The sequence below is a fragment of the Stenotrophomonas sp. YJH_SMC_4 genome (assembly GCF_059371575.1).
In genome coordinates this window covers 1-26217 of the sequence record NZ_JCAFUR010000017.1, presented here as the reverse complement: position 1 = coordinate 26217, position 26217 = coordinate 1, and the positions used below count along the sequence as shown (strand labels likewise).

The 26217-nt window shown below is 67.7% G+C and carries 21 protein-coding genes; 19 read left to right on the top strand and 2 right to left on the bottom strand.

Annotated features, from left to right (window positions below; all coding sequences use genetic code 11):
* Positions 1 to 3 precede the first annotated feature (3 nt).
* The 11 genes from xpsH to pncB all read left to right on the top strand — a co-directional run bounded on the left by xpsH (position 4) and on the right by pncB (position 10546).
* On the top strand, positions 4 to 498 hold the full coding sequence (xpsH, locus tag AC5P9F_RS17320) for a type II secretion system protein XpsH (RefSeq protein ID WP_099498153.1): 495 nt from the start codon (positions 4 to 6) through the stop codon (positions 496 to 498).
* A complete protein-coding gene (gene xpsI, locus AC5P9F_RS17315; RefSeq protein ID WP_005412203.1) occupies positions 495 to 920 on the top strand; it encodes a type II secretion system protein XpsI in 426 nt (141 codons plus the stop codon). Before xpsH ends, xpsI begins: the two co-directional genes overlap by 4 nt.
* Entirely contained in the window at positions 917 to 1549 is a 633-nt protein-coding gene (locus AC5P9F_RS17310; protein WP_005412204.1) for a type II secretion system protein J, read from the top strand. Before xpsI ends, AC5P9F_RS17310 begins: the two co-directional genes overlap by 4 nt.
* A complete protein-coding gene (locus tag AC5P9F_RS17305; RefSeq protein WP_005408029.1) occupies positions 1546 to 2409 on the top strand; it encodes a type II secretion system minor pseudopilin in 864 nt (287 codons plus the stop codon). Before AC5P9F_RS17310 ends, AC5P9F_RS17305 begins: the two co-directional genes overlap by 4 nt.
* A complete protein-coding gene (locus AC5P9F_RS17300) occupies positions 2406 to 3551 on the top strand; it encodes a PilN domain-containing protein (protein WP_005412206.1) in 1146 nt (381 codons plus the stop codon). Before AC5P9F_RS17305 ends, AC5P9F_RS17300 begins: the two co-directional genes overlap by 4 nt.
* Positions 3526 to 4239 carry a type II secretion system protein GspM gene (gene gspM, locus AC5P9F_RS17295; RefSeq protein ID WP_005408031.1) on the top strand — a complete coding sequence of 238 codons (714 nt, stop codon included), beginning with the start codon at positions 3526 to 3528 and terminating at the stop codon, positions 4237 to 4239. The genes AC5P9F_RS17300 and gspM overlap by 26 nt, the downstream gene beginning before the upstream one ends.
* Complete coding sequence (locus AC5P9F_RS17290) at positions 4229 to 5023, top strand: type II secretion system protein, XpsN-like (protein WP_005408032.1); 795 nt, start codon at positions 4229 to 4231, stop codon at positions 5021 to 5023. The genes gspM and AC5P9F_RS17290 overlap by 11 nt, the downstream gene beginning before the upstream one ends.
* Before the next feature lie 9 nt (positions 5024 to 5032).
* Positions 5033 to 7234, top strand: a complete 2202-nt coding sequence (gspD, locus tag AC5P9F_RS17285) for a type II secretion system secretin GspD (protein ID WP_099547445.1) — start codon at positions 5033 to 5035, stop codon at positions 7232 to 7234.
* A gap of 344 nt (positions 7235 to 7578) precedes the next feature.
* Positions 7579 to 8430, top strand: coding sequence for a glycosyltransferase family 2 protein (locus AC5P9F_RS17280; RefSeq protein WP_005412209.1), 852 nt, complete (start codon positions 7579 to 7581; stop codon positions 8428 to 8430).
* A complete protein-coding gene (locus AC5P9F_RS17275; RefSeq protein ID WP_495232005.1) occupies positions 8427 to 9266 on the top strand; it encodes a glycosyltransferase family 2 protein in 840 nt (279 codons plus the stop codon). The genes AC5P9F_RS17280 and AC5P9F_RS17275 overlap by 4 nt, the downstream gene beginning before the upstream one ends.
* Before the next feature lie 101 nt (positions 9267 to 9367).
* A complete protein-coding gene (gene pncB, locus AC5P9F_RS17270) occupies positions 9368 to 10546 on the top strand; it encodes a nicotinate phosphoribosyltransferase (protein WP_005412211.1) in 1179 nt (392 codons plus the stop codon).
* A gap of 10 nt (positions 10547 to 10556) precedes the next feature.
* On the opposite strand, the gene AC5P9F_RS17265 is transcribed toward pncB, so the two are convergent.
* Positions 10557 to 10922: a hypothetical protein gene (locus AC5P9F_RS17265; RefSeq protein ID WP_005408037.1), complete on the bottom strand. Its 366-nt coding sequence runs from the start codon at positions 10920 to 10922 to the stop codon at positions 10557 to 10559.
* Positions 10923 to 11381: 459 nt separating this feature from the next.
* Between AC5P9F_RS17265 and AC5P9F_RS17260 the strand changes: the two genes are divergently transcribed.
* The 8 genes from AC5P9F_RS17260 to AC5P9F_RS17225 all read left to right on the top strand — a co-directional run bounded on the left by AC5P9F_RS17260 (position 11382) and on the right by AC5P9F_RS17225 (position 25037).
* Positions 11382 to 11921, top strand: a complete 540-nt coding sequence (locus AC5P9F_RS17260) for a fimbrial protein (RefSeq protein ID WP_005408038.1) — start codon at positions 11382 to 11384, stop codon at positions 11919 to 11921.
* An 85-nt stretch (positions 11922 to 12006) separates the two neighbouring features.
* Complete coding sequence (locus AC5P9F_RS17255; RefSeq protein WP_005408039.1) at positions 12007 to 12735, top strand: fimbrial biogenesis chaperone; 729 nt, start codon at positions 12007 to 12009, stop codon at positions 12733 to 12735.
* Between the two features lie 92 nt (positions 12736 to 12827).
* On the top strand, positions 12828 to 15392 hold the full coding sequence (locus tag AC5P9F_RS17250) for a fimbria/pilus outer membrane usher protein (RefSeq protein ID WP_005412212.1): 2565 nt from the start codon (positions 12828 to 12830) through the stop codon (positions 15390 to 15392).
* On the top strand, positions 15383 to 16417 hold the full coding sequence (locus AC5P9F_RS17245; protein ID WP_005408041.1) for a fimbrial protein: 1035 nt from the start codon (positions 15383 to 15385) through the stop codon (positions 16415 to 16417). The genes AC5P9F_RS17250 and AC5P9F_RS17245 overlap by 10 nt, the downstream gene beginning before the upstream one ends.
* A 267-nt stretch (positions 16418 to 16684) precedes the next feature.
* On the top strand, positions 16685 to 17869 hold the full coding sequence (gene wecB, locus AC5P9F_RS17240) for a non-hydrolyzing UDP-N-acetylglucosamine 2-epimerase (protein ID WP_005408042.1): 1185 nt from the start codon (positions 16685 to 16687) through the stop codon (positions 17867 to 17869).
* The gene (locus tag AC5P9F_RS17235) at positions 17866 to 20067 is read left to right on the top strand and encodes a hypothetical protein (RefSeq protein ID WP_274850042.1); all 2202 of its coding nucleotides are present in this window, start codon (positions 17866 to 17868) and stop codon (positions 20065 to 20067) included. Before wecB ends, AC5P9F_RS17235 begins: the two co-directional genes overlap by 4 nt.
* Before the next feature lie 6 nt (positions 20068 to 20073).
* The gene (locus AC5P9F_RS17230) at positions 20074 to 22221 is read left to right on the top strand and encodes a glycosyl transferase family protein (RefSeq protein WP_197614418.1); all 2148 of its coding nucleotides are present in this window, start codon (positions 20074 to 20076) and stop codon (positions 22219 to 22221) included.
* The gene (locus tag AC5P9F_RS17225) at positions 22218 to 25037 is read left to right on the top strand and encodes an NfrA family protein (RefSeq protein WP_049461021.1); all 2820 of its coding nucleotides are present in this window, start codon (positions 22218 to 22220) and stop codon (positions 25035 to 25037) included. The genes AC5P9F_RS17230 and AC5P9F_RS17225 overlap by 4 nt, the downstream gene beginning before the upstream one ends.
* On the opposite strand, the gene AC5P9F_RS17220 is transcribed toward AC5P9F_RS17225, so the two are convergent.
* Positions 25031 to 26035, bottom strand: coding sequence for a DUF4434 domain-containing protein (locus AC5P9F_RS17220; RefSeq protein WP_044569513.1), 1005 nt, complete (start codon positions 26033 to 26035; stop codon positions 25031 to 25033). The genes AC5P9F_RS17225 and AC5P9F_RS17220 overlap by 7 nt on opposite strands.
* Positions 26036 to 26217: the final 182 nt, after the last annotated feature.

Sequence of the window (26217 nt, the reverse complement as noted above, 5' to 3'; positions counted from 1 at the left end):
GGCATGACGCATTTCCTGCCGCGCCGGCTGCCTCGCCCGCGCCTGCACGGCAGGCGCGCAGCGGGCCTGTCGCTCCTGGAAATGCTGCTGGTGATCGCGCTGATCGCCGCGATCGGCCTGATCACCGCCGCGGGTCTGTCGCGCGGCTTTGCCGGCATGCAGCTGCGCAGCGCCGGCAAGGACATCGCCAACCAGCTGCGCATGGTGCGCGCCCAGGCCATCGCGCGCGGTGAGCCGCAGCGCTTCGTGATCGAGCCGGCGCGTCACCGTTGGCAGGGGGCCAACCAGCGGCAGGGCGATGTGCCGACGCAGCTGCAGGTGCAGTTCGAAGGTGCCGCGCAGCTGGCCACCGCGCCGGGGCAGGGCGTGATCGAGTTCCATCCCGATGGTGGCTCCAGTGGTGGCCGCATCCGCCTGCAACGTGAGGGCGCCGAATGGCGCATCGATGTCGGCTGGCTGACCGGCGAGGTCCGCTCCGGCCCGTGGCAGGCGCCATGAAGCGGCAGGCGCGTGGTTTTACGTTGCTGGAAGTGATCATCGCCTTCGCCTTGCTGGGCCTGGCGCTGACGCTGCTTCTGGGCAGCCTGTCAGGTGGCGCGAAACAGGTCCGAGAGGCCGAGCTGCGCACGCGTGCGGTGCTGCATGCGCAATCGCTGCTGGCCGAAGCCGGTGTCGCCGCGCCATTGCAGGTGGGCAGCCAGCAGGGCGACTGGGAACAGGGCCGATACCATTGGGAGCTGCAGGTACAGCCATGGGTCGAGCCGCGTGCCGCCAGCGCGGTACAGGCACAGGCGCAATCGCCGGGGGCTCCCTGGCTGGCCGAGCTGCAGCTTCAGGTGCGCTGGGGCGAAGGCGAACGCGAACAACTGCGCTGGCGCAGCCTGCGCCTGCTGCCGCCGGACCTGGAGAGCGCGCGATGAAGCGACGCGCCGCAGGCTTTACCTTGGTGGAAGTGATGTTGGCCACGGTGCTGTTGGCCGGTGGCCTGGCGTTGGCCTTTGCCAGCGTGCGCTCGGCGATGGCGGTGAGCCAGCGTGGCGAGCAGATTGCCGCCGAGAGCGAACGCATGCGTGCGGTCGAGGCTCTGCTGCGGCGGCAGCTGGCCGGTGCGCTGCGCACGCCGCTGGAAGTGCCCGATCCCACCCGCGAACCGATCTTCTTCCAGGGCGAAGAGCAACGCATGCTGTTCGCGGCCGATCTACCGGGCTATCTGGGCCGTGGTGGTGCCTACCTGCATGCACTGCAGGTGGATGGCCGCAGCGGCCAGCAACGCCTCCTGCTCGACCTGGTGCTGCTGCAGGAGGGCGAGCGCATCGCCGAAACTCCGCCGCGCCCACCGGAGGTGCTGGTGGAGAACCTCAAGTCGGTGCAACTACGCTATCGCGGCATCGATGCCAGCACCGGGCAGGTGACTGATTGGACGCCGCGCTGGGATGACACCCGGCGCCTGCCGATGCTGGTGGAGATCCAGATCGTGCCCGCCAAGGGCGCTCCCTGGCCTGCACTGGTGGTCGCTCCGCGCGCGGGCGGCAGTGGAGGAGCGCGATGAGCCGGGCGCACGGCGCGGCGCTGGTACTGGTCCTGTGGCTGATCGCCCTGATGACGGCGCTGGTGGGCGCGTTCGCGTTGAGCGCGCGGGTCGAGCACCTGCAGCAGCGGGTGCTGGATGATGATGCGCGTGGCCAGGAGCGTGCACGGGCGGGACTTGAGTACGCGCTGACGCGCCTGTCCGCCGATCCGCAGCGGGCGCCCTGGCGCGCCGATGGCCGTGTCTATCGTTGGCAGTTCGATGACGCCAGCATCGAGATCAAGGTGCTGGACGAGAACGGCAAGATCAACCTGAACCTGGCAGACGTGGCCCTGCTGAGCGCCTTCCTCAAAGCGCTGGGTGAAGACGAAGCGCAGGCCCGCCAGCTGGCCGGCGCGATCGTCGACTGGCGCGACGAAGACAGCCTGCTGCAGCCCGGCGGCGGTGCCGAAGCGCCCGACTATGCCGCCGCAGGCCTGCCCTATGGCCCCCGCAACAAGCGTTTCGAGACGCTGGGCGAGCTGCAGCGGGTACTCGGCATGCGCGGCCCGCTGTACCAGGCCATGCTGCCGCACCTGACCCTGTACAGCCGCCAGGCGCGCCCGGATCCCCAGTTTGCCAGCGCGCCGGTGCTGACCGCACTGGGCCTGGATGCGGATACCGTGCTGGCGCAGCGCGCACAGCAGGAGCGTGACGCAGATACCGCTGGCGGTGCGACAACGCTTGCCAGCAGCAGCGGCACCTATAGTATCGAGTCTCGTGCAACCGACGGCAGTGGACGCCGGTCGGTGTTGCAGGCAGTGGTACGCAATGGCTCGGGCGGGGTTCCCGGGCGGTCCTACACAGTGCTTCGCTGGGAGCAGGGAATGACAGCAAGATGACGGCATGGCAGGACAGTGTGCGGCAGGTACAGGGCCGGATCGGCCCTGGCGCCGGTCGTTTCCTGCGCTGGTGGCGGCAATCGCTGCTGGCCTGGGTGCCGGCACGTTGGCAGTGGGCACTGGGCTGGGCACAGGCGCGCCTGCTGCTGCAGCGCGAAGGCGACCACCTTCAGGTCTGGCGTGAGGCGGGGGAGCGCCGCGAACCGGTCGTACGGCTGCCGTGGCCGCTGTCCCCGGCCGAACTGGATCGCGTGCTGGAAGCCCGCCTGCGCAGCTTGCCGCGGGTGTGGCTGCTGCCGGCAGGCGATGTGCTGCGCCGGCAGCTGCGCCTGCCGGCGGCGGCGGCTGACCGTCTGCGTGCGGTGGTCGGTTTCGAGATCGACCGGCAGACGCCTTTCGAATCCAGCCAGGTCAGCTATGACGTGCGTGAACGTGGCGCGGCGGGCGAGGGCCAGCTGCAGGTCGAACTGGTGGCCTGGCCGTTGCGGCAGCTCGAGGCCTGGCGCAGCAACGTGGGCCAATGGGCCGATGCACTGTCCGGTGTCGATGCCATTGATGCGCAGGGCAACATCCTGCAGGTGAACCTGCTGCCGCCCGCGCAGCGTCAGCTGCAGGCCGACCCGATGCGGCGCTGGAACCTTCTGCTGGCCGTGGCCGCGGTGGTGATGCTGGTGCTGTCTGGCCTGCAGGTGCTGGACAATCGCCGCGCGGCGGCCGACGAACTGCGTGCCCAGGTGGAGCGCAGCGCGCGCAGTGCGCGTGGCGTAGCCAGCGAACGTGCCCAGCTGCAGGCGCTGATCGACGGTGCCGCGTTCCTTGAAAAGCAGCGCGGCCAGCGCGCGGGTACGGTGGAGATCTGGAACGAACTGACCCGGCGCCTGCCGGAGGGAACGTACCTGGAAAAACTGGCCATCGAGAACAACAACCTGCAGCTGATCGGCCTGAGCCGCGAGGCCTCGCAGCTGGTGCAGCTGCTGCAGGATGCGCCGCAGTGGCGCAAGGTCAACTTGACCGGCGTACTGCAGGCCGATGGCGCCGCCAGTGGCCGCGACCGCTTCACCATGACCGCTGAACTGCAGCCGTTGCCGGCGGCAGCCCCGAACCGGGAGGCGGCCGATGCCGATGCCAAGCGCACGCCGTGACCGCTGGCTGGCACTGGCACTGTTGCTGGCAGTGCTGGGCCTGGCCTACCTGCTGCTGGTGCACCCCTGGTTCACCCAGCCGTTGCGCGAAATCGATGCTGATGTCGCCGCCCTGCGCGAGCGCGAGCAGCGCGTGCAGGCGCAGCTGCAGCAGCAGCCGCAGATCGAACAGCGCCTGCGTGCCACCCGCGAGGCACTGCAGCAGCGGCCGGGCTTCCTGCGCGAGGCCACCGCCGAGGCTGCAGCCGCTGCGCTCGGCGCGAAGCTGCAGGATGCGGTGGCGATGGCCAGCCCGGGCAACCGCAGCTGCACCATCAGCAACCGCACGCCGCTCACCGACAACCGCCGCGACGCCGAGTTCGTGCGCGTCGCCATGCAGGTGCGCCTGCGCTGTGGCGTGGCCGAACTGGCCACGGTGCTGCACAGCCTGGAGACCGGCAGCCCGCGCCTGTTCGTCGACAACCTCAACCTGATCGCGCAGCGCTTCCAGCAGTCGCCGAATGAATCCGGGCTTGGTCTGGATGTGTCATTCGAACTGGCCGGTTACCTGCTGCCGGGGGCTGCTGCCGATGGCAGTGCGCCGACGCCTGCCGCCGAACCGGTGTCCGCGCCGCAGCCGCCTTCAGCGCCACCCGCCCCCGCACCGGCGGCGCCGGTCGAGGGACAGGAGGTCGCTGATGAAACTTGAGCAGATCAGCCTGCGCACCGGCTTCCTGCTGGCCCTGGCCGGTTGGGCTGCGGCGGTCTGGCTGGCCACTGGCTTCGGTCTGGGCAGCCAGCTGCCAGGTGCGGATGGCGATGCCGATGCGGTGCCTTCGCTGCCGGTGCTGCCGCCGTTGGCCGCAGAACGCATGCCCAGCGCCGACAGCTACAGCGCGATCGGTGAGCGACCGCTGTTCGCCGAGGACCGCAGGCCGAAGCCCTACCTGCTCGGTGGCAGCGAGCCGGCCGCCAGCGCCGCGCTGCGCCTGACCGGCGTGCTGCTGACCGGCGACTTCGGCATGGCCACCTTCACCACCGAACAGAACCGTTCGCTGCGGCTGCGCCTCAACGGCGAAGCGGTGGACGGCTGGCAACTTGTGGGGCTTGCGCCGCGCCAGGCCACGGTGATCGGCCCAAGCGGCAGCCAGGTGCTGGAACTGGCCGTGTTCAATGGCCAGGGCGGCGAGCCGCCCACCGTACTGCGGGGTGCCAATGGCGCGCCGCCGGCGGGTGCGGTCGTTGTGCCACCGCCGGCGGGCGCACCGCCGATGCCATCCCCACCTCCGGCTGCTGCAACCGCAACCGCGCAGCCGCAGCCCGCCAGCAGCGTGCCATCAGCCGCCGCCGCGGCACCTCCTGCCAACACCAATGGCCCCAGCGAAGCGCAGATGCAGGCCATCCGCGAACGCATCCAGGCCCGTCGCCGCCAGCTGCAGCAACAACAGCAGCAACAACCGTCGCCGCCCCCGGGCGATGGCACCAACCGATAGAGTGAATGCATGAGCCTGCGTTTTCTTCCCTGGTCCTTTGCCCTCGCGCTGCTGGTCGGCTGCAGCACCGTGTCCGCGCCGCATGTGCAGCGCAAGGGCAATCTGTCGCCGACTGCCGAGGCCGGCCAGGCAGCTGATGTCGCAGCAGATGCTGCCCGTGACGCCCAGGGCGCTCCGCAGGCGGTGATCCGCCGTGGCACCGGCACCATGATCAACCGCGAAGCAGCACGTGCACCGGCACCGGCGCTGCATGGCGCCAGCACCGGTGAAGCAACCTTCAATTTCGAAGGCGAGTCGGTGCACGCGGTGGTCAAGGCCATCCTCGGTGACATGCTGGGCCAGAACTACGTGATCGCACCGGGCGTGCAGGGCACGGTGACCCTGGCCACGCCCAAGCCGGTGTCGCCGGCGCAGGCGTTGAACCTGCTGGAGATGGTGCTGGGCTGGAACAACGCCCGCATGGTCTACAGCGGTGGCCGCTACAACATCGTCGCTGCCGACCAGGCGCTGGCCGGTACGGTTGCGCCGAGCACGGCGCCTGCAGCCAGTGCGCGTGGCTTCGAGGTACGGGTGATCCCGTTGCAGTTCATCTCCGCCACCGAGATGAAGAAGGTGCTGGAGCCCTATGCGCGGCCCAATGCCATCGTCAACGTCGACAGCGGCCGCAACGTGATCACCCTGGGCGGTACCCGCGCCGAGCTGGAAAACTACATGCGCACCGTCGAGATCTTCGACGTCGACTGGCTGTCGGGCATGTCGGTGGGCGTGTTCCCGATCCAGTCGGGCAAGGCCGAGCAGGTCGCTGCCGATCTGGAGAAGGTGTTCGGCGAGGAGAGCAAGACCCCTAGCGCCGGCATGTTCCGTTTCCTGCCGCTGGAAAACGCCAACGCCGTGCTGGTGATCACCCCGCAGGTGCGTTACCTGGACCAGATCCAGCAGTGGCTGGACCGTATCGATACCGCCGGTGGCAGCGCCCGCCTGTTCTCCTACGAGCTGCGCTACATCAAGGCGCGCGACCTGGCCGAGCGCCTCAGTGAAGCCTTCGCCAGCAGCGGCAATCGTGGCGGCTCCAGCCCGGCATCGCTGGCACCCGGCGCGATTCCATCGCAGCTGGGCAGCGATGGCGAGCGCGGCATGGACAGCAACAACAGCAGCAGTTTCGGTTCGACCCCGGGCAGTGGTTCCAGCGGTGCCGGCAACGGCAGCATGAACCTGCCGCAGCGCCAGTCCGGCAACGTCAGCGTCAGCCTGGAAGTGGAAGGCGATCGCGTGGGCGTGTCGGCGGTGGAGGAGACCAATACCCTGCTGGTGCGTTCGACCCCGCAGGCCTGGCGCTCGATCCGCGAGGTGATCGAGAAGCTGGACGTGATGCCGCTGCAGGTGCACATCGAAGCCCAGGTGGCCGAGGTGTCGCTGGATGGTGACCTGAAGTACGGCGTGAACTGGTTCTTCGACAATGCCGTGGCCGGGCGTGCACTGACGGGAGCATTGGGCGGCGTGACCCTGCCGGCAGCAGCGGGTGGCTCCTGGAGCAGCTTCGCCGGTGCCGCGACCGGTGGCGAAGGCCTGGGCTGGGCATTCACCGGCCACAATGGTGCGGCGGTGGTGAGCGCGCTGGACAAGGTCACCGATGTACGCCTGCTGCAGACCCCCTCGGTGTTCGTGCGCAACAACGCCGAGGCCACGCTCAACGTGGGCGACAAGGTGCCGATCAACACCACCACGGTCAACACCGGTATCGGCACCGGCACCTACAGTTCGGTGCAGTACATCGACACCGGCGTGATCCTGAAGGTGCGCCCGCGCGTAACCCGCGATGGCACGGTGTTCCTCGATATCGTGCAGGAAGTGAGCAGCGCCTCGAACGTGCCCGACAACTGCAATCCGACCGAGCGCAACTGCAACCCGCGGATTTCCACCAAGAAGCTGTCGACCGAAGCGGCGGTGCAGAGCGGCGACACCATCATGCTGGCCGGCCTGATCACCGATTCGGCCACCGATGGCAGCAGCGGCATTCCCGGCCTGAGCCGGATTCCGGTGGTCGGCGCGCTGTTCGGGCAGAAGAGCCGCACCAGCCGTCGTTCGGAAGTGATCGTGCTGCTGACCCCGAGCATCGTGCGTAACGGGCAGGAAGCGCGGAATCTGACCGACGAGTACAGCCAGCGCTTCCGCGCGATGGAGCCGCTGAACCAGCCGCGCGCAAAGAATTAAGGGGGTTGCGGTCGGGCTGCGCCCGGCACCCGCAGAGGCCGGAGCCAGAGCCAGAGCCAGAGCCGGAGCAACGGCAACAGCGGGTTTACTGAGGGGTGGCGGGGCGGTGTGGGTTGGCAGGACACGCCGTAAACCCACAGGCCGGCCCAGCCGCCAGCGGCTGGGCCGGGCCCCGAAAGGGGGACTTGCAGCGTCCCCCGCAACCGGACCCACCCCGCCAACCCCAGGAACCCAGCTCTTGCTTCGGCTGTTGCTGTTGCCATGGCCTGAAGCGGGTGCCGGGTGCAACCCGGCCGATACCCTCCCGGTGCTAGGCTGTGGCTAACGACAACCACGGAGGCGGGATGGGGGCGATCGTGTTGTTGCCGCTGTGCGTGGACGATGCCGCGCTCGACCGCTGCCTGGCCGCACTGGATGCCGGCACCGCGCCGGGCACGGCGGTCTGGTTGGCCGACGATGCGCAGACCGGGCCGCGCGCGCAGGCGGTGGTGGAACACTGGTTGGCGCATACGCCACTGCAGGCCGAGTACACCCGCCGCGCGCGGCCGCTGGGCGAGGTGGCCCACCTGGACGAGATGTTGCGCGCCTGCGATGGCATGGACGTGGCGGTGCTGGCACCGGACAGCGTGCCCGCGCCGGGCTGGCTGCAGCAGCTGCAGGACACCTTCGCCCGCGATGCCGCCATCGCCACCGCAACCCCGTGGTGCAATGCCGGCGAAACCGCTGCGTGGCCACGGCTGGGCGAAATCAATCCCGAACCCCATGATCCGGCCCTGCTGGCGCATACCTGTGCCACATTGCCAACCCTGCACCCCGAGCTGCCGTCCGCAGTCACCCATGCGGTGCTGGTGCGGGGCAACGCGCGTCGACGTGCCGGGGGCCTGGACGTGGACAGCTACGCCGGCTGGAACGCGGCGCTGGTGGACCTGAGCCTGCGCATGGCCGGCCTGGGATGGCGCAACGTGCTGTGCGAGACCGCCTTCGTCAGCCGGGCGGGGGAGGCGGTCAGCCGTGACGGCGATCTTGAAGCGCTGGCCGCGCGCTGGCCGGGCTGGGTGCCTCGGTTGGCGGACTTCCTGATGCACGACCCGCTGCACGGGCTGCGTGCCGACCTGCAGCAGCGCATGCGGCAGGCGATAATGCCGAAGGAACAGGGCGACCTGTTCGTTCCTTCCGCGCCGGAGCCACCCGTTTGAATGTTGCCATCGCCGCCATCGTCGTCACCTACCAGAGCGGCAGCACCATCGATGCCTGTCTCTCCCGTCTGCGCCAGGCGCGGGGCGTGGCCGAGATCCGGGTGATCGACAACGGCTCGATGGATGGCACGCTGGATATCGTGCAGCGCCATGCCAGCCACGACCCGCGCGTGCGTTTTGTCGGCAATCCGGACAATCCCGGCTTTGCCGCCGCAAACAATCAGGGGGTGGCCGATTCGCACAGCCCGTGGCTGGCCTTCATCAACCCGGACCTGATGGTCGAGCCCGATACTCTGGCCGAGCTGCGCAGCCGTGCCGAACGGTTGGGGGATTGCCTGCTGGGTGTCGAACAGCTGGACGAGCATGGCCATGCCGACGAGGCCGTGCGCCGTCGTGATCCGGATTTCCTGTTGATGCTGCGTTCGCCCGGCAAAGGCTCGAAGCTGTCGGTCCCGCGCGATCCGCAGCAGGCGCTGCAGCGGGTGCCGGCGTTGTCTGGCGCGCTGCTGCTGATGCCGCGTGCGCTGTTCGACCGCATCGGTGGCTGGGACGCCGGCTATCGCCTGCACGCCGAAGACCTGGACTTGTGCCGGCGCGCGCGCGAAGCGGGGGCGGTGGTGGCCATCGCCAATGACCTGCAGGTCGTCCACGTTCGTGGCGTCTCCAGCCGTTCGCGGCCGTTCTTCGTGGAATGGCACAAGCACCGGGGCCTGTGGCGCTATTTCCAGAAGTTCGAAGCGAAGCAGCGTTCGCTGCCGGTGCGTGTTGCGGTATGGGGCGCGATCTGGGCCCACGCCCTGATGCTGGTGCCGCGCCTGGTGCGCAAGTCGTTGTAGAGCCGAGCCCACGCTCGGCTGCATGGATAGGGTCATCCACGCGTGGTGTGGATCCACTGGCCGCGCCCCCGGTTCACCCTGCTGGGCGCATAATCCGCCCCATGCCTATCATCCAGTCCCTGCTCGACACCGACCTGTACAAGTTCACCATGATGCAGGCGGTGCTCCACCAGCACCCCGGTGCCCAGGTGCAGTACCGGTTCAAGTGCCGCACGCCCGGCATCGACCTGGCCCATTACATCGACCAGATCGACGAAGAGATCGACCACCTGTGCAGCCTGCGTTTCAGCGACGCGGAGCTGGATTACATGCGTGGCCTGCGCTTCGTGAAGCCCGACTTCGCCGATTTCCTCGGCCTGTTCCACCTCGACCGCAAGTACATCCAGCTGCGCGCGTCGAAGACCGTGCCCGGCGAGATCGAACTGGACATCACCGGCCCGTGGCTGCACACCATCCTGTTCGAAGTGCCGCTGCTGGCGATCATCAACGAAGTCTGGTTCCGCAACACCACCACGCCTGACTTCGCCGAAGGCGAGCGCCGCCTGCAGGCCAAGGCCGCGCTGTTGCGCGATACCCCCGGTTTCGAACAGTGCCGCATCGCCGACTACGGCAGCCGCCGCCGCTACTCGCGCGACTGGCACGCGCGCCTGCTGCCGCTGCTGCGCGATGCACTGGGCCCGCAGCTGGTCGGCACCAGCAACGTGCACTTCGCCCGCCTGTATGGCATGACCCCGCACGGCACCATGGCCCATGAGTATCTGCAGGCCTTCCAGGCGCTGGGCCCACGCCTGCGTGACTCGCAGGTGGCGGCGCTGGAATCGTGGGCACGCGAGTATCGCGGCGACCTCGGCATCGCGCTGTCCGACGTGGTCGGCCTGGATGCGTTCCTGCGCGACTTCGATATGTACTTCTGCAAGCTGTTCGACGGTGTCCGCCACGATTCGGGCGATCCGTTCGACTGGGGCGACCGCATGCTGGCGCACTTCCAGCAGCGCCGCGTCGATCCGCGCAGCAAGGTGCTGGTGTTCAGCGATGGGCTCGACATCGCCAAGGTCATGCGCCTGTACGACTACTTCCGTGGTCGCTGCCAGGTCGCGTTCGGCGTCGGCACCCACCTGACCAATGATCTGGGTCCGACGCCGCTGAACATCGTGATCAAGATGGTCCGCTGCAACGGCCAGCCGGTGGCCAAGCTCAGCGATTCGCCGGGCAAGAGCATGTGCGACGACCCCGGCTACCTGGCCTACCTGCGCCAGGTCTTCGAGCTGCCGCCGGCATAAACACGTCGGCTTACAGGTAGTCGACCACCACCAGGTAGGCGCCCTGCAGCGGCTGCTGCTTCGAAGCCTGCACGCTGTAGCGCTCGGAGAAGGCGATATCGCCGGCGCGCATCGCGCTGGCCGACACCGACAGCTTCTGCCCCTGGCGCTTGCCGTCGCGCAGCGTCGCGGCTTGGCCATCGGCCAGCGCCGTCACAGCCACCGTCGAGCCCTTGGCCGACGGCGGGCAGGCCGCCAGGCTCAGCTCGCCCTGGGACAGGTTGGTCATGCAGCCCGGCTCGGCGATACGGCCGCTGAAACGAATGCTGCCGCTGCTGGCTTGGGCCAGCGCACTGACGGACATCAGGGCCACGCACAGCAGAAGGGAGGTTCTCATGACACGTTCTCTGGTTCGGTGTGTCCTAGTTAGCGACAGGTTCGATCCGTCTTTAATAGGACGATTCCGAATCTGCTAGGGCCATCACCAACAAAGAGTGATGCGCATCAAATAAGGTGATTTCCGCCTTAAAAAGGCCTGTTTACGCGCATGCCGAATGCGCCACCAGGTGCGTCATGCAGGGTCGTCTGTGGCCTGATCCGGCCACCGTCAAATTCCTTGCGCTCCCCCAATAATGATTTCGCCTAACACGTCACATTTGAGGCGTCAATGAATTGGCGTTCAGAAAAATAATGAGACTTTCATCACAGTTGTGCCTATACTTGCGTCACGGATTCAGGGGAAGGTATGTCCGAGTCCGGCCACAGGTGAGACGCAAGGATGGGTCTTGATAGCCCGGCAGTGCTCCTTGCTTCCTCCTCTACTTCTCATCTCTTCAGTAGGGTTAGGTAAAAGCGAATGCACAAGATCAACCTCATTGCCGCTCTGATGCTGGCCGCCGCTCCGCTGGCCGCCAACGCCGCCGACGGCACCATCACCTTCAACGGCAAGGTGACCGACAAGACCTGCACCATCTCGACCCCGGGCGGCAAGGACTTCGCCGTCAACCTGCCGACCGTGTCCAAGAACACCCTGGCCACCGCCGGTGCCGTTGCCGGTCGTACCCCGTTCGCCATCAACCTGACCAAGTGCAGCGCCGGCAACGTCGCGACCTACTTCGAGCCGGGTTCGACCGTTGACTTCAACACCGGCCGCCTGCTGAACCAGGCCTCGGCCAACGCTGCCACCAACGTGCAGCTGCAGCTGCTGGGCTCGAACAACCAGGTCCTGCCGATCAAGGCTGCCGGCGCTGGCCTGGCCCAGACCAACTCGCAGTGGGTCACCGTCGGCACCGACGGCTCGGCCGACCTGAACTACTACGCTGAGTACTACGCCACTGCCGCCGCCACCCCGGGCGACGTCACCAGCAGCGTCAAGTACACGATCATCTACAACTGATCGTAGCCGTACCCGCACTGGCCGGCGTACGCGCCGGCCAGTGCATCGCGGCCCCTGGCCACATACCTCGAGCGTAGTACTTCCGATGAAAGCATTCTTTCCCCGGGCGCTGCTGCTGGCAGCGTTCACGCTGCCCTTCTGCCAGAACGCTCTGGCCGGCGTGGTGGTCAATGGCACGCGAGTGATCTATCCGGCGCAGGCGCGCGAAGTCACCGTGCAGGTCGACAACGTGGGCGATTCGCCGGCGCTGGTGCAGGCCTGGATCGACAGCGGCGACGCCAACCAGACCGCCGATACCAGCGATGCCCCGTTCGTACTGACGCCGCCGATCGCGCGCGTCGAGCCGGGCCGCAGCCAGGCGCTGCGACTGATCTTCTCCGGCGCGCAGTTGCCGACCGACCGCGAGTCGGTGTTCTGGCTCAACGTGCTGGATGTGCCGCCGTCCCCGGACAACGCTGACAGCGGCGAACAGAATTACCTGCAGGTCGCGTTTCGTTCGCGCCTGAAGCTTTTCTACCGGCCGCAGGGCCTGAAGGGCGTCGCCAACGATGCACCGGCAGCGCTGCGCTGGACCCGCAATGGCGACCGCCTGCGGGTGGAAAACCCGAGCCCCTTCCACGTCACTCTGGCCGAAGTACATGCCGTGACCGGCAGCAGTGAAAAGGCCGTCGAGGACAAGGGCGCGATGGTCGCGCCGAAGCAGAGCCTGGAGTTCGCCGCACCGGCGGGCACCGACCAGGTCCGCTTCATCACCATCAACGACTACGGCGGCCGGGTGGAACACACCATCCGCCTCGGCAGCACCGGGGGCTGAACGCGCCGCGCCGGCCCCTGGCCTGCGCATCCCGCCACCGCCGCTGTGCGGCGAATTGAAGGAATGTCAGTGTGATCGGAAACAGATTGACATTGTCGATCCATCAGGCGCTTTGCCTGTTGGTTGCTGGCGTGGCCTGCCCAGGATGGGCGCTGGCTGCTCCGGCCAATCTCGGCGAACAGGCGCTGATGGCGCAGAGTGGTGCGGCCAATGCGCGAGCACCGGAATCGGCCCAGTTCAACTCCAGCTTCCTGTCTGGCCAGGCCAAGCAGGTCGACCTGGCGGCCTTCAGCAACGGCAACCCGATGGTGGCCGGCAACTATCGTGTCGACGTGTACGTCAACGGTGCCTGGCAGGGCCGTCGCGATCTGCAGTTCAAGGCCGATGCGCAGGGCCGTGTCGACGCCTGCCTGCCGCTGCCGATGCTGGAAGAAATGGGCGTGGACAGCGAGGCCGTGCTGCTGCAGCAGGATCCGTCCGTGCCCACCGACAAGACCAGCTGCGTGCCGGTCCAGCAGCGCATGGCCAATGCCTATGGTGTCTATGACAGCGGCAACCTGCGCTACGACCTGAGCATCCCGCAGGTGTTCCTGCGCCGCGAGGCGCGTGGCTACGTCAACCCGGCGCTGTGGGACCGTGGCATCAATGCCGGTTTCGTCGGTTACAGCTTCAATGCCATCGACAGCGACAGCCGCGTCGAAGGTGGCCAGCGCAACCGCAGTGCCTACCTCGGCCTCAACGCCGGCATGAACCTGGGTGGCTGGCAGTTCCGCCACGATTCGAACCTGACCTGGTCCGAGGGCGACGGCCGCCATTGGCAGAGCATCGCCACCTATGCGCAGCGCGGCATTCCGCAGGTGCGCGGCATGCTCACCATCGGTGAGGCCTACACCACCGGTGAACTGTTCGATTCGATCGGTTACCGCGGTGCCAGCCTGGCCAGCGACGACCGCATGCTGCCCGATTCGCTGCGCGGTTACGCGCCGGTCGTGCGCGGCATCGCCGAGACCAACGCGCGCATCGAAGTGCGCCAGAACGAGCAGCTGATCTACTCCTCCACCGTGTCGCCGGGCAGCTTCGTCATCGACGACCTGTACCCGACCGGTTACGGCGGTGATCTGGAAGTGAGCGTGATCGAGGCCGATGGCCGCCGCCGCGAATTCAAGGTGCCGTTCGGTTCGGTGCCGCAGATGCTGCGCGAAGGCGTGTCGCGTTACTCGCTGACGGCTGGCCAGGTGCGCAACAAGCTGCTGGCCGATGAGCCGTGGCTGGTGCAGGGCACCTACCAGCGCGGTATCGGCAACCAGCTGACCCTGTACGGTGGCAGTGCACTGAGCGATGGCTACCTGTCGCTGCTGTACGGCGTCGGTCTGTCCACGCCGGTCGGCGCATTCGCTGCCGACGTCACCCATGCGCGTACCTCGTTCGATCACTACGGCAACCACACCGGTGCCAGCGTGCGCTTGAGCTACAGCAACATGATCGGCGAGACCGGGACCAACCTGACCCTGGCCGCCTACCGCTATTCGACCGAAGGCTTCTACAGCCTGCAGGACGCGCTGTACGGCCGTGATTCGGACAAGCGCGGCATCGATCCGACCACCCGTGGCCGCCAGCGCAGCCAGTTCCAGGTAACGCTGAACCAGCCGCTGGGCCGTCGCGGCGGCGCGCTGTACGTGACCGGTTCGGTGCGTGACTTCTACGACCGTTCCGGCACCTCCAAGCAGTACCAGGTGGGCTACAACAACGCCTGGCGTTCGGTGAACTACGGCTTCTCGGCGCTGCGCACCGAAGAGGGCGTGCTGGGCCGTTCCGACACCCAGTACCTGTTGTCGATGAGCGTGCCGCTGGGTCGTGGTTCCCACCCGGTGTCGTTCAGCGCCGATCTCGGCGTGCGCGACCGCGGTGGCTACGACAACAGCCGCGTCGGCATCACCGGTTCGGCCGGTGTCGACAACAACTTCAGCTACGGCGTGGCGCTGTCCGATTCCCGCGAAGGTGGCACCACCGCGGTCGGCAACGCCGAGTACCGCAGCCGCTACTCCGCGTTGAACGCGACCTACAGCCACTCGCGCGATTTCCGCCAGGCTTCGGTCGGTGCCAACGGCAGCGTGGTCGTGCATCCGGGCGGCTTCACCTTCACCCCGCAGCGTGGCGACACCATGGTGCTGGTGGAAGCGCCGGGCGCACGCGATGCGATCGTCAGCAACGCCCCGGGCCTGCGCGTCGATGGCCGCGGCTACGCGGTGGTCCCGTACGTGTCGCCGTACCGCCTCAATACCGTCACCCTCGACCCGCAGGGCATGGCCCACGACGTCGAGCTGGAAAGCACCAGCCAGTCGATCGCGCCGTTCGCCGGTGCCATCAGCTACCTGCGCTTCGATACCCGCAAGGGCAACGCGCTGCTGATCCAGGTGCGCAACCCGGATGGCCGCACCATGCCGTTCGGTGCGCAGGTCAAGGATGAGCAGGGCCAGCCGGTGGGCATGGTCAGCCAGGGTGGCCGCCTGTACGTGCGCAGTGAAAAGAACCAGGGCCGCCTGCTGGTGGAGTGGGGCGCCGGCGCCGACCAGCGCTGCACCGTCGATTACCAGGTTCCGGCGGGCGCCGATGCGTCCAAGACCGGCTTCATCCCGCTGGAGGCAGCATGCCGATGATCTCTTCCCGTGGCCGCAAGGCGCTGAGTGCGGTGGCCATATTGGCTGGTATTGCCGTGGCCAGCCCGGCGTTGGCGACCTGCTACATCACCCAACAGGGCTTTGTCGCGCAGGACGTGCAGATGGACATGGGGCAGATCGTAATCCTGCCCAGTCTGCCCGTCGGTGGTGTGATCAAGGAGCTGATCGTGCCTATCAACCAGCGCGACAGCATCGGTTACTGCGATCGCTGGGGCGGTAGTGCCAATGGCCGTTTCGTCAACGCCGCGCAGCAGAACGCGGTCCCGGGTTTCAGCAACGTCTATGCCACCGATGTAGCCGGGGTGGGCATTCGTGTCTATCGTGATTCGGGCACCATCCAGACTTACTACCCGCATACCCTGCAATTGGGGGGCAGCCGGACGTTGACCCTCAACGGTGGCCGCTTCCGGGTGGAGCTGATCAAGACCGCCGCGCAGACGGGCTCGGGCATCATCGCGCCTAACGGCCGCTTCACCACCTATTATCTCGACGGCGACGGCCCTGGCCGTCCGGAACTGACCTCGACCTTCAAGGGCTCGGGCACCACCGTGGTCAGCCCGACCTGTGAAGTGCAGGCCGGCAGCCGCAATATCGCCGTCGATTTCGGCAGCGTGCCCAACACTACCTTCACCGGTGTCGGTTCCAAGGCCGTTGACCGCGATTTCGAGATCCGCCTGAACTGCCAGGGCAGCAATGTCGCGCAGTACCAGAGCAAGATCGGCATCCGCCTCGATGCCGATCAGGACAGCTCGAACATGCCGGGCGTGCTGAAGCTCAGTGCGGCCACCAACAGCGCCACCCGCATCGGCATCCAGATGGTCCAGCGCGATGGCACCACCGAGCGCGAAGTGCGCTTCGGCCAGACCGTCAATGTCGGTACCACCACCCCCGGCACCAGCACGATGACCTTGCCGCTGCGCGCCCGCTATGTGCAGACCCAGGCCGGCACGGTCGGTGCCGGTGTCGCGAACGGCCAGGCCACCTTCACCATCCAGTACGAGTAAGGCGGCCCCAGGCCGCAGCCACTGCTGCGTTCCACCGCAACGTCGCCCGTGACACGGGCGGCGTTGACTGCGTCTTGATCTTCCAACGATGAAGATCAATGCCACGACGCGCGTACCATCATTCGAATGTGATGTACGTCGCGATTTTGGAGTTTCCTCATGAGGTGACCGTCTCCTGCCTGCGGGTATTGGACGGGAACGCCGAAAGGATCCAGACGTGGCTACAGCTCCTGGCATTTCCCCGCACCGGCTGTCCGGAGCGCTGCGGTGAAGGTCCTGTCGGTGTTTGGCACGCGACCGGAAGCGATCAAGATGGGGCCGCTGGTGCGGGCCCTGGCCGAGGCTGCGGACATCGAATCGGTGGTCTGCATCACCGGCCAGCACCGGGCGATGCTGGACCAGGTGATGTCGCTGTTCGAGATCACCGCCGACCATGACCTGGATGTCATGGTGCCCAACCAGACCCTCAATGGCCTGTGTTCCAGGCTGTTCGAACGGCTTGACGCGCTCTACACGCAGGTCCGTCCCGACCGGGTGCTGGTGCACGGTGATACCACCACGGCGATGACCGCCGCGCTGGCCGCGTTCCACCACCGCATTCCGATCGGTCATGTCGAGGCCGGACTGCGCACCGGTGACATCAACCGGCCGTGGCCGGAGGAAATGAACCGGCGGGTGATCGATGTGGTCGGCGACCAGTTGTACGCGCCCACGCCCAGCTCGCGCGCCAACCTGGCCGGTGAACACCTGGGCGGGCAGATCCTGGTCACCGGCAACACCGTCATCGATGCCCTGCAGCAGACCGTAGAGCGCCTGGATGCCGACCCGGCGCTGCGTGCGCGGGCTGACGAACCCTTCCACATGCTTGACCCCGATCGTCGCCTGCTGCTGGTCACCGGCCACCGCCGCGAGAGCTTCGGGCAGGGCTTCGAGGACATCTGCCGTGCGCTGGCTGAACTGGCACGGCGGCCGGACCTGCAGGTGCTGTACCCGGTGCATCTGAACCCGAACGTGCAGGGCCCGGTGAACGCCCACCTCGGCCATCTCGACAACGTGCACCTGGTGCCGCCGCAGGACTACCTGCGCTTCGTGCGGCTGATGCAGCGCGCCGACGTCATCCTCACCGACTCCGGTGGCGTGCAGGAAGAGGCACCGGCGCTGGCCAAACCGGTACTGGTCATGCGCGACGTCACCGAACGCCCGGAGGCGGTCGAGGCCGGTGTGGTGACGCTGGTCGGCACCGCGCCCTCGCGCATTGTCGAAGCTGTCAATGCGGCACTGGCACAACCACCGCACCCGACCCGCTTCGATCCCCACGCCAGCCCCTACGGCGATGGCCGTGCCAGCGCGCGCATCGTCGCCGCCCTGCGTGGCACGCCGCTTCCCGAATTCTCGCCCGGCCTCCGCAGCAGCGGCGCCGTCCACCCCCACCCACGCGAAGTGACGCCATGACCCAGACCGGCCGCTCTCCCCTGTTTGCATCCGCCGCCGCGTTCGTCCTGTCGGGCGTGGTTGGCAGTGCCCATGCCGCCGACAGCGTCGCCGGCCAGTTCGCCGAGTGGAGCGGCGACAGCACGGTCAGCCGGCAGATGACCCTGCGTGAACTCGGTTTCCGCCAACCGCTGGTGCTCAGCGGGCAGGAGAGCCAGCGCGAGATCTACCTGCCGGTGCCGGCCGGTGTCGCCACTCACGATGCGCAGCTGCAGCTGGATGGGCGCTACGTGCGCGGCCACGCCGGGCGCACGTCCGGCCTGTGGTCGGTCGATGGCGATCCGATCGCCGCACGCTCGATCACCGACGCACAGGGTGACGCCAGCCAGCTGCTGGCCATCGATGGCGAACCCCGCCAGAACGGCTTCGTGCGGGTCGGCGTCGGCTGGTGGTCGATCGTGTCCGACTACCAATGTGCCGACCAGAGCGCGCCGGCCAACGTGCTGCGGCTGTCGCCGGACTCGCGCTTCAGCTACCGCTTCGACGGCCGCGCCGTGGACACCGTGGCCAAGGCCTGGGGCGCGCTGCCCCCGCAGGTGCGCCTGCTGGTGGACGGCAAGGCGCTGCAGGCCCCCATCTATGACGCGGCCTGGCGCATTGGCGCGGCCCTGCAGGCCGGTGGCAAGCAGGTGCAGGTGGTGGCACTGCCCAAGGTCGGTGACAGCGTCGACCTGACCGGCATCAGCATCCCGGCCAGCCTGCAGGTCGTGCCGGCCTATGCCGCGCTGGCCAATGGCGAGCGCGTGCATGCGATCAAGGATCTGGCCGAAGTGGGGGCACTGCTGTCGCTGCGTGACAGTGGGCCATTGGCCGCAGAGGTGATGATCGGCAGCGATGCGCTGCGCGCTGGCGTGCGCACGGCACTGGATGCGCTGGCCGCACAGGTTGCCACCGCTGGCGCCGACGCGGGCACGGCGTTCGCCGCGTGGCGCGGTACCGACATGGGTGGCCTGGAAAAGCCCACGGCCACCGCCTCGGTCCGCGTGGTGGCCGTTGCCGGCCGTCCGACGCTGGTAGTCGACCCGGCGGCGGCGGGCAAGGTCGCCGGGCTGTTCGCCGAGCAGTGGCGCAGCTATGCACTGGGCCTAAGCCTGCAGGTCAGCGCAGCGGGCACGCCGAAGCTGGACGGTGACCAGGTGCTGCTGAGCCGACTCGGCAACATCGCCGGCACGATGGATGTCGTGACCCGCGCGGACCGCAGCGCCAGCTTCGACCTCGGCGCGTTGTCGGCCGATGGGCGCCTGCCCGAGGAGGTGGTGATCGACGTCTCGGCGGCCCCCAATGCGGCCGGGCAGGGCGCGGTGGCCACGATCCATTTCAACGATTACCTGCTGGGCGGCAAGGTGCTGTCGGCCAACGGCCAGCCGCAACGGCTGGTGGCCAAGGTGCCGGCCTACGCGCTGTCGGCACGCAACGAGATCCGCGTCAGCTTCCTGCGCCAGCCGGCACGCCCCTATTGCCACGATCCGGCCACCGCGTATCCGGTCTCGATCCTGCCCAGCAGCCACCTGACCCTGGCCAAGCGTTCGCTGGGCAGTGACTTCGTCGGTGCCAGCAGCCAGCTGTCACGCGGCAACCAGATGTTCGTGCCCGCTACGTGGCTGCAGGACGCGCCGGCATCGCTGCGCAAGGTGATCGCGGTGGCCAGTGCAGTGGGGGCCTCGCCAGAGGCGTCGGAGCTGAAGGTGGTCGATGCCGGTGCGGCGATCAGCCCGGGTGCGCCGTGGCTGGCTTTCGGTGTGGCGCCGTCGGGTGTCGATGTGGCCGGCCTGAAGGACGGCCACCTGCTGATCGGCGGGAAGCCTCAGCCGCTGCTGGATGTCAGCGGCCTGGATCGCGCCGCGGTGGTGCAGGTCGGCACCTCCGGCGGCCAGCTTGGCGTGCTGTACAGCGATCTGGGTGCACAGGCACCGTCGTTCGGCGCACCGTTCCGGCTGCTGCGCGGTGATCTGGCGGTGCTCGACGGCAATGATGCCGTGCGTGAGTTTGATCGCCAGGATCCTTACGGGAGCCACGTTGCCCAGGATGGCAATCCACAATCAAAGTGGGAACGGCACATGGTCTGGTTGCTGCTGCTGGTCGGCGTGATCGTGTTCGCGCTGCTGGCCGCCCGCGTCACCCAGGTGCGCCGCCGCAAGTCCGCCAACACAGGGCACTGATCCACCGTGGACGGTCTGTTCTGGAACATCCAGCTGGCCAACTACTACGCCGTCCTGGAAACCACGGCGGCGGCGGTGGCCGTGCTGATCCTGATCTCCAGCCTCGATGATCTGTTCATCGACGTCTGGTACTGGGTGCGCGAGAGTTGGCGCGCGCTTACCATCAAGCGCCGCGAAGCGTACCGGCCGCTGACTCAGGAAGACCTGATGCAGCGGCCGCAACAGCCGCTGGCAATCATGGTGCCGGCGTGGATGGAGTACGACGTCATCGCGCAGATGGTGGAAAACATGATCAACGTGCTCGACTACCGCGAGTACGTCGTGTTCGTCGGCACCTATCCCAACGACCAGCAGACCATCGATGAAGTCGAGCGCATGCGCCGCCGCTACAAGCGCCTGCGCCGCGTTGAAGTGCCGCACGACGGGCCGACCAGCAAGGCCGACTGCCTGAACTGGCTGATCCTGGCGATCTTCGATTACGAAAAGCGCCACGACATCGAATTCGCCGGCGTGATCCTGCACGACAGCGAGGACGTGCTGCACCCGATGGAACTGCGTTTCTACAACTACCTGCTGCCGCGCAAGGACATGATCCAGCTGCCGGTCACCTCACTGGACCGCGAGTGGTACGAACTGGTGGCCGGGGTCTACATGGACGAATTCGCCGAATGGCACGCCAAGGATCTGGTGGTGCGCGAGAGCGTGTCCGGCATGGTGCCGTCGGCCGGTGTTGGTACCTGTTTCTCGCGGCGCGCGCTGCTGGCATTGAGCGCGCAGACCGACAACCAGCCTTTCAACACCGACAGCCTCACCGAGGATTACGACGTCGGTGCGAGGCTGGCAGCCATGGGCATGCAGTCGATCTTCGCCCGCTTCCCCGTGCAGTTCCGCGTGCGCCGCCCATCCTGGTTCGGCTGGGGGCCGGTGCGCGAGCGCACCCAGCAGATGGCGCTGTGCGTGCGCGAGTACTTCCCCGACAACTTCCGCGCGTCGTACCGGCAGAAGGCGCGCTGGGTGCTGGGCATCGGCCTGCAGAGCTGGGAGTCGCTGGGCTGGCGTGGCTCGCTGGCCACCAAGTACCTGCTGGCGCGTGACCGAAAAGGCATCATCACCTCGTTCGTCAGCATCGTCGCCTACATCATCTTCCTGCAACTGCTGCTGTTCTGGCTGTTGAAGATGACCGGGCTGTGGACGATGCAGTTTCCCAGCGTGTTCCAGGCCGGTACCTGGCAGATGAATGTCGCGCTGCTGACCACCGCAGCGCTGGCGACCCGGGTCGTGCAGCGCTTCTACTTCGTCAACCGGTTGTACGGCTGGGAGCACGCGCTGATGTCCATCCCGCGCATGGTGGTCGGCAACATGATCAATTTCATGGCCACCGCCCGTGCCTGGAAGGTGTTCCTGGCCTACCTGCTGTTCGGCAAGCGCATGGTCTGGGACAAGACCATGCACGACTTCCCCGATGCGGCGCAGCTGGTGCAGACCCGCAAGCAGCTCGGTGAGCTGTTGACCACCTGGCAGGCGGTGGAACCCGAACGCCTGCAGCAGGCGCTGGAGCAGCAGCAGGCAGGCCGCCAGCAACCGCTGGGCCGCATCCTGCTCACCCAGGGCTGGTTGGATGATGAAACGCTGGCCGAGGCCATCGCCTTCCAGGGTGACCTGCCACGCGCGGTTATCGACGTGGACTACCTGCGCGCCTGCCAGTTCCCGATCAGTGCCGATGCCTGCGTGCAATGGCGCATGCTGCCGCTGCCGCCGCGCCAGGAAGGCACCCTGCGGCTGGCCGTAGCCAGCCCGTTGCCCGAAGACGCGTTGGCCCTGCTGAAGCAGGAAACGCGCAGCAACCACATTGAACAGAGTATCGCCCGCGAAAGCGAGATCAACGCCGGCCTGCGGCTGATCGGTGGCGACCGGCAATGGCAGCTGGACAACGTGCCCCTGCTGGGCGATCTGCTGGTGGAAATGCGCCTGATCGATCACGCACGCTTCGAGATCGCACTGGACGACTACATGCCGCAGCGCGACGGCCGCATCGGCGACTACCTGGTCAAGCAGGGCATCACCACTGAAGAGGCCGTGGCCCAGGCCATGCAGGAGCAGCGCCGGCGTGCGGCCACGCTGCAGTCACCGCCGCCCGGAGCCTTGCCGGCATGAAGACCACGCTGCTGTCCACTGTCATCACCGTGGCATTGGCCACGGCCGCCGCGCCGGTGCTGGCACAGACCGATGCACCACTGCCATTGTCCGGTGCCGCCTACCGCATCGCCGAGCAGGCGTTTGCCGCCTATGAACGTGGCGATTACCCCGCGGCCTACCGGCAGTCCAGCGAAGCGATCCGGTTGCGCCCGGACGTGGTGCGGCTGCGCCTGCTGCAGATCTATGCGCTGCAGAAACTGGGGCGGGGTGCCGAGGCGCAGCAGCAGGCACGTCGTGCACTGGATGCGGGGTTGAAGGATCCGGCCTTGCCGGCGCTGGCCGCTGCGCCCAGGACGAGCACAGGTGCGGCGCGTACCGGAGCGGTACCGCGTGCACCCGCAACGGTGACCGACCGCAATAGCCGGCAGGCCTATATGCTGGCAACCGAAGCCTATGCGGCCTACGACGCCGGCCAGATGGGCGTCGCCGCCAGCAAGGCCGAGCAGGCGTTCCGGCAGCAGCCGCAACAGGGCGCATGGGCGCTGCTGTGGGTGGCGGCGCTGGAGGCACAGCAACAGCCCGGACAGGCCGACGCCGCCATCGGTACCGCGCTGCAGCTGGGCGCACCGAATGTTGAGGAGTTGCGCGCGCGGCGGGTGGCACTGGGCCGCCAACGCGCGCTGCTGCTGGCCCAGCAGGCCTATCAATCGCTGTCTGCAGGTGAGAATGCCGCCGCCATTGAGCAGGCGCACGCTGCCGTGGAGCTGGCCCCCGACGTTGCTTCATACCGGTTGCTGCTGATCACCGCGCAGCTGCAGGGCGATCAACTGGCCGACGCTGAGCGCAGTGCCGACCAGGCGTTGCAGGCCGACGGCCAGGATCTCAATGCACGGGTGATGCGCGGCTACCTGCGCCAGCGCCAGGGCAATACCGTGCTCGCCAATGAGGACTTCGACACCGCACTCGCTGCGCCGGGGTCAGCAATGCAGCAGCGCAACGTGCGCCTGCTGGCGGTGGATGCGGCGCTGGCCGCAGGCGATCGGTTGCGCGCAGCTGCACTGCTGGCACCGTTGCAGGCGGCGGTACCGGCAGGTGAAGGCGATGCACGGTCACAGCAGCTTTTGCAGCAGGGCATCGAGCAACGCAGCCGGGCGATCCGCTCCAGTCGCGAGCTTCCCCGCATCGGTGCCGAAGCGTACCTGGCACCAGTCCAGCACTGCCAGTCCGTTGACAGCGGCAGCGTCTGCGAGCTGATGCCGGCCGACCTGCAGGGCGATGGTGGTGCCGCACAGCGTGCCTACGCTGCCTATGCGCGCCAGGATTACGCCGATGCCATCGGTGAGGCACGGCAGGCCGTGCAACTCGCGCCGGACGACGCGAACCTGCAAGGCCTGCTGACCACCACGCTGGCGGCGGGCAACCGTGCCCAGCAGGACGAAGCGCGGCAGCGCCTGGATGCGGCACTGGCACAGCGCCCTGATGACGCGGGGGCGCTGATGCAGCGCGGCTACCTCAACCAGAAGGCCCATGAGCCGGCGCGCGCACTGGCTGACTTCCGGGCCGCCGAGGCCACCGGCAGGGCACCGAAAAGCGTAGTGCTCGACCAGGCCTACGCCAGCGCTGCCAACGGTGACCATCCACAGGCGGTGACGCTGCTGCGTAGCGCCATTGATCGCGCCGATGCCGGTGAGCTGCCACTGGATGAGCGCCAACGCTACAACGTGCGCAATGCCATCGCCAATTACTCGCGCGAGTGGGGCGTGATCGCCTCGGCGGGTTTCCGTGGTGCGCGCCAGGCGGCGACCAATGTCGGCGGTGCAGCGATCAGCACGCCGGGCGATTCGGTGTTCAGCACGCTGGAGGCGTTCTGGCGGCCCCCGGCCTTCAACGACCAGCATGGCACGCTGGAACTCTACGCACGCCTGCTCAACACGCTGTACGACGAGGGTGGCACTTACGAATCGATCCGCGCGGTGGACCCGTGCACCGGCGAATCAACGCCGGATGCGCGTGCACGCGCCGAACGCCTCAGCCATTCGCGTTCCACCACCGGCTGGCCGTCCACCATCGCTTCGTTCGGCATGCGCTACGCCTTCGGCCAGACCGGCCTGAGCGCCGGCATCGAGCGCCGCCAGTTCCTCGGCAGCGCAACCCGCCAGGGCGAGGTCTACCCCGCATCGGCGGCCGTGCAGTGCCGCCTGCAGCTGGCCCGGAACCCGCCACTGGAAGCCAGCACGCTGGCCCGCTACCGCTTGGCCAGCGATTCCGGTGGCTGGATGTCCTACCTGACCTATGGCTATTACCACGGCACCGATCTGCGCACCGACGTCAACCAGTGGTGGATGGTCAGCGGCTACGCGCAGGGCGGCTATACCTGGGATGACAACAGCGCGCACTTCACCCTCGATGCACTCGATGCCAATGGCACGCCGGTGCGTCGAATCGGCGATGCCAACGGCCGCCTGCATCGCAAACAGTGGTTCGCTGCCGGTGAACTACGCGCCGGGCGCAGCTTCCGCTTTGGTGCCGGGCAGACTCATTGGGTGGTCACGCCGTATGTGGTGGTGGGGGCGGACTGGCTGGACCAGCGCTCGCGGGTGCACGACATCCGTTCCCCGCTGTTCCCGGCGCAGTCGTTCGCGCTCAACGATACGCAGCGCAGCTGGTCATTCGGCGCAGGGCCAGGCGTGGGCGTGCGCTACTGGTTCCGCGAGGACCACTACAACACGCCGCGTTCCTACCTGGACCTGACCGTGCAGTACCGCTTCGCGATCGGCGGTGGTGATACGCAGCGTGCCAAGGGCCTGTTCGCCACCGCCATCCTCTACTACTGAGGCAGGCCCCAACGTCGTCGCAGCGCCGCGGCCTGCGGCGTGTCCTGGGTCAGCCACGGCTCCAGCGCATAGACCAGCACGTGCTGCGCACCGCTGTCGCGTGCCCACGCCAGCTGCCGCTGGATGCGCGCGGCATCGGCGGTTTCGCCCTTGAACCCGCTGCCATCAGCGGGACCGCCGGGCAGCTCGCGGAACAACTCAACGATCGCATCGAAACCGATGCCGTGTGCGTGGAAATGATCGAGCAGCGGTTGCAGCTGCTGCACGTTGCCAGCGCCGGCAACGCCCACGCCGTCCTGCACCATCGGCCGCAGCGTGGCCTGTGCCAGCACCGCCTGCCACAGCATGACCAGGTTGCCGTCGGTCTGCAGGCGGCTGAAGTAGCAGGAAATCGCACAGTCGCCGCCGCGCGCGCTGGCGGCCTCCACCAGCCGGTGCAGCCATTGCGCCAGCCACTGCTGGCGGGCCGGGTCAGCCCAGTGGTACTGCTCCAGTTCGTAGGGCAGGTACCAGCCCTCGAAGGCCGGCTGCTGCGCCCAGGGGGCCTGTGCCAACCAGTTGCGTGCATGCGCGAGGCTGTCGGCCAGGAACGCCTGCAGCGTGGCATCGTCGGCCCCGATCGCCTGCCACCAGCGTTGCTGGAAGGGCAGGCCGACGCGGATGCGGATGTCGTTCTCGCTGGCCGCGGTGAACAGCTGCTGCAGGCTGCCGTCGGGCAGCGACCAGTCGCCGTCGCTGCCACCGACGATGCCAGTCCACTGCAGCACCAGCTGACGGCAGCCCAACGTACGCGCAAGCTTCAAGGATCGCTGCCAGTCGGCCAGGCCCCACTGCAGGTGGCTGCGCCACGGCTGCAGGAAGGTGCCATCCACCTGCACCGGCAGCGAGCAGCCGGGCAGGGTGGCGAGCATGCTGGCCAACGGCGCCAGCACCGCCGCGCGCAGCAGCCGGCGGCGCAACGGCGAAGACGGATCCGCGGGAAGGTCGGGCCGAACCATGCCTGCATCATCCCAGAGCGCCGTGCGTGGCGGGTGAACCCCGCGCCTGGTAGTGCCGGCCGCTGGCCGGCATCGCGCCCAAGGTGGCAGGTGAATCACCACCCGGTAGTGCCGGCCGCTGGCCGGCATCGCGCCCCGGATGGCAGGTGAATCACCATCTGGTAGTGCCGGCCGCTGGCCGG

Bases quoted from the DNA above. Each gene is read 5' to 3' on its own strand.
- xpsH (WP_099498153.1), top strand. From the start codon at position 4: ATGACGCATTTCCTGCCGCGCCGGCTGCCTCGCCCGCGCCTGCACGGC.
- xpsI (WP_005412203.1), top strand. From the start codon at position 495: ATGAAGCGGCAGGCGCGTGGTTTTACGTTGCTGGAAGTGATCATCGCC.
- AC5P9F_RS17310 (WP_005412204.1), top strand. From the start codon at position 917: ATGAAGCGACGCGCCGCAGGCTTTACCTTGGTGGAAGTGATGTTGGCC.
- AC5P9F_RS17305 (WP_005408029.1), top strand. From the start codon at position 1,546: ATGAGCCGGGCGCACGGCGCGGCGCTGGTACTGGTCCTGTGGCTGATC.
- AC5P9F_RS17300 (WP_005412206.1), top strand. From the start codon at position 2,406: ATGACGGCATGGCAGGACAGTGTGCGGCAGGTACAGGGCCGGATCGGC.
- gspM (WP_005408031.1), top strand. From the start codon at position 3,526: ATGCCGATGCCAAGCGCACGCCGTGACCGCTGGCTGGCACTGGCACTG.
- AC5P9F_RS17290 (WP_005408032.1), top strand. From the start codon at position 4,229: ATGAAACTTGAGCAGATCAGCCTGCGCACCGGCTTCCTGCTGGCCCTG.
- gspD (WP_099547445.1), top strand. From the start codon at position 5,033: ATGAGCCTGCGTTTTCTTCCCTGGTCCTTTGCCCTCGCGCTGCTGGTC.
- AC5P9F_RS17280 (WP_005412209.1), top strand. From the start codon at position 7,579: ATGGGGGCGATCGTGTTGTTGCCGCTGTGCGTGGACGATGCCGCGCTC.
- pncB (WP_005412211.1), top strand. From the start codon at position 9,368: ATGCCTATCATCCAGTCCCTGCTCGACACCGACCTGTACAAGTTCACC.
- AC5P9F_RS17265 (WP_005408037.1), bottom strand. From the start codon at position 10,922: ATGAGAACCTCCCTTCTGCTGTGCGTGGCCCTGATGTCCGTCAGTGCG.
- AC5P9F_RS17260 (WP_005408038.1), top strand. From the start codon at position 11,382: ATGCACAAGATCAACCTCATTGCCGCTCTGATGCTGGCCGCCGCTCCG.
- AC5P9F_RS17255 (WP_005408039.1), top strand. From the start codon at position 12,007: ATGAAAGCATTCTTTCCCCGGGCGCTGCTGCTGGCAGCGTTCACGCTG.
- AC5P9F_RS17245 (WP_005408041.1), top strand. From the start codon at position 15,383: ATGCCGATGATCTCTTCCCGTGGCCGCAAGGCGCTGAGTGCGGTGGCC.
- AC5P9F_RS17235 (WP_274850042.1), top strand. From the start codon at position 17,866: ATGACCCAGACCGGCCGCTCTCCCCTGTTTGCATCCGCCGCCGCGTTC.
- AC5P9F_RS17225 (WP_049461021.1), top strand. From the start codon at position 22,218: ATGAAGACCACGCTGCTGTCCACTGTCATCACCGTGGCATTGGCCACG.
- AC5P9F_RS17220 (WP_044569513.1), bottom strand. From the start codon at position 26,035: ATGGTTCGGCCCGACCTTCCCGCGGATCCGTCTTCGCCGTTGCGCCGC.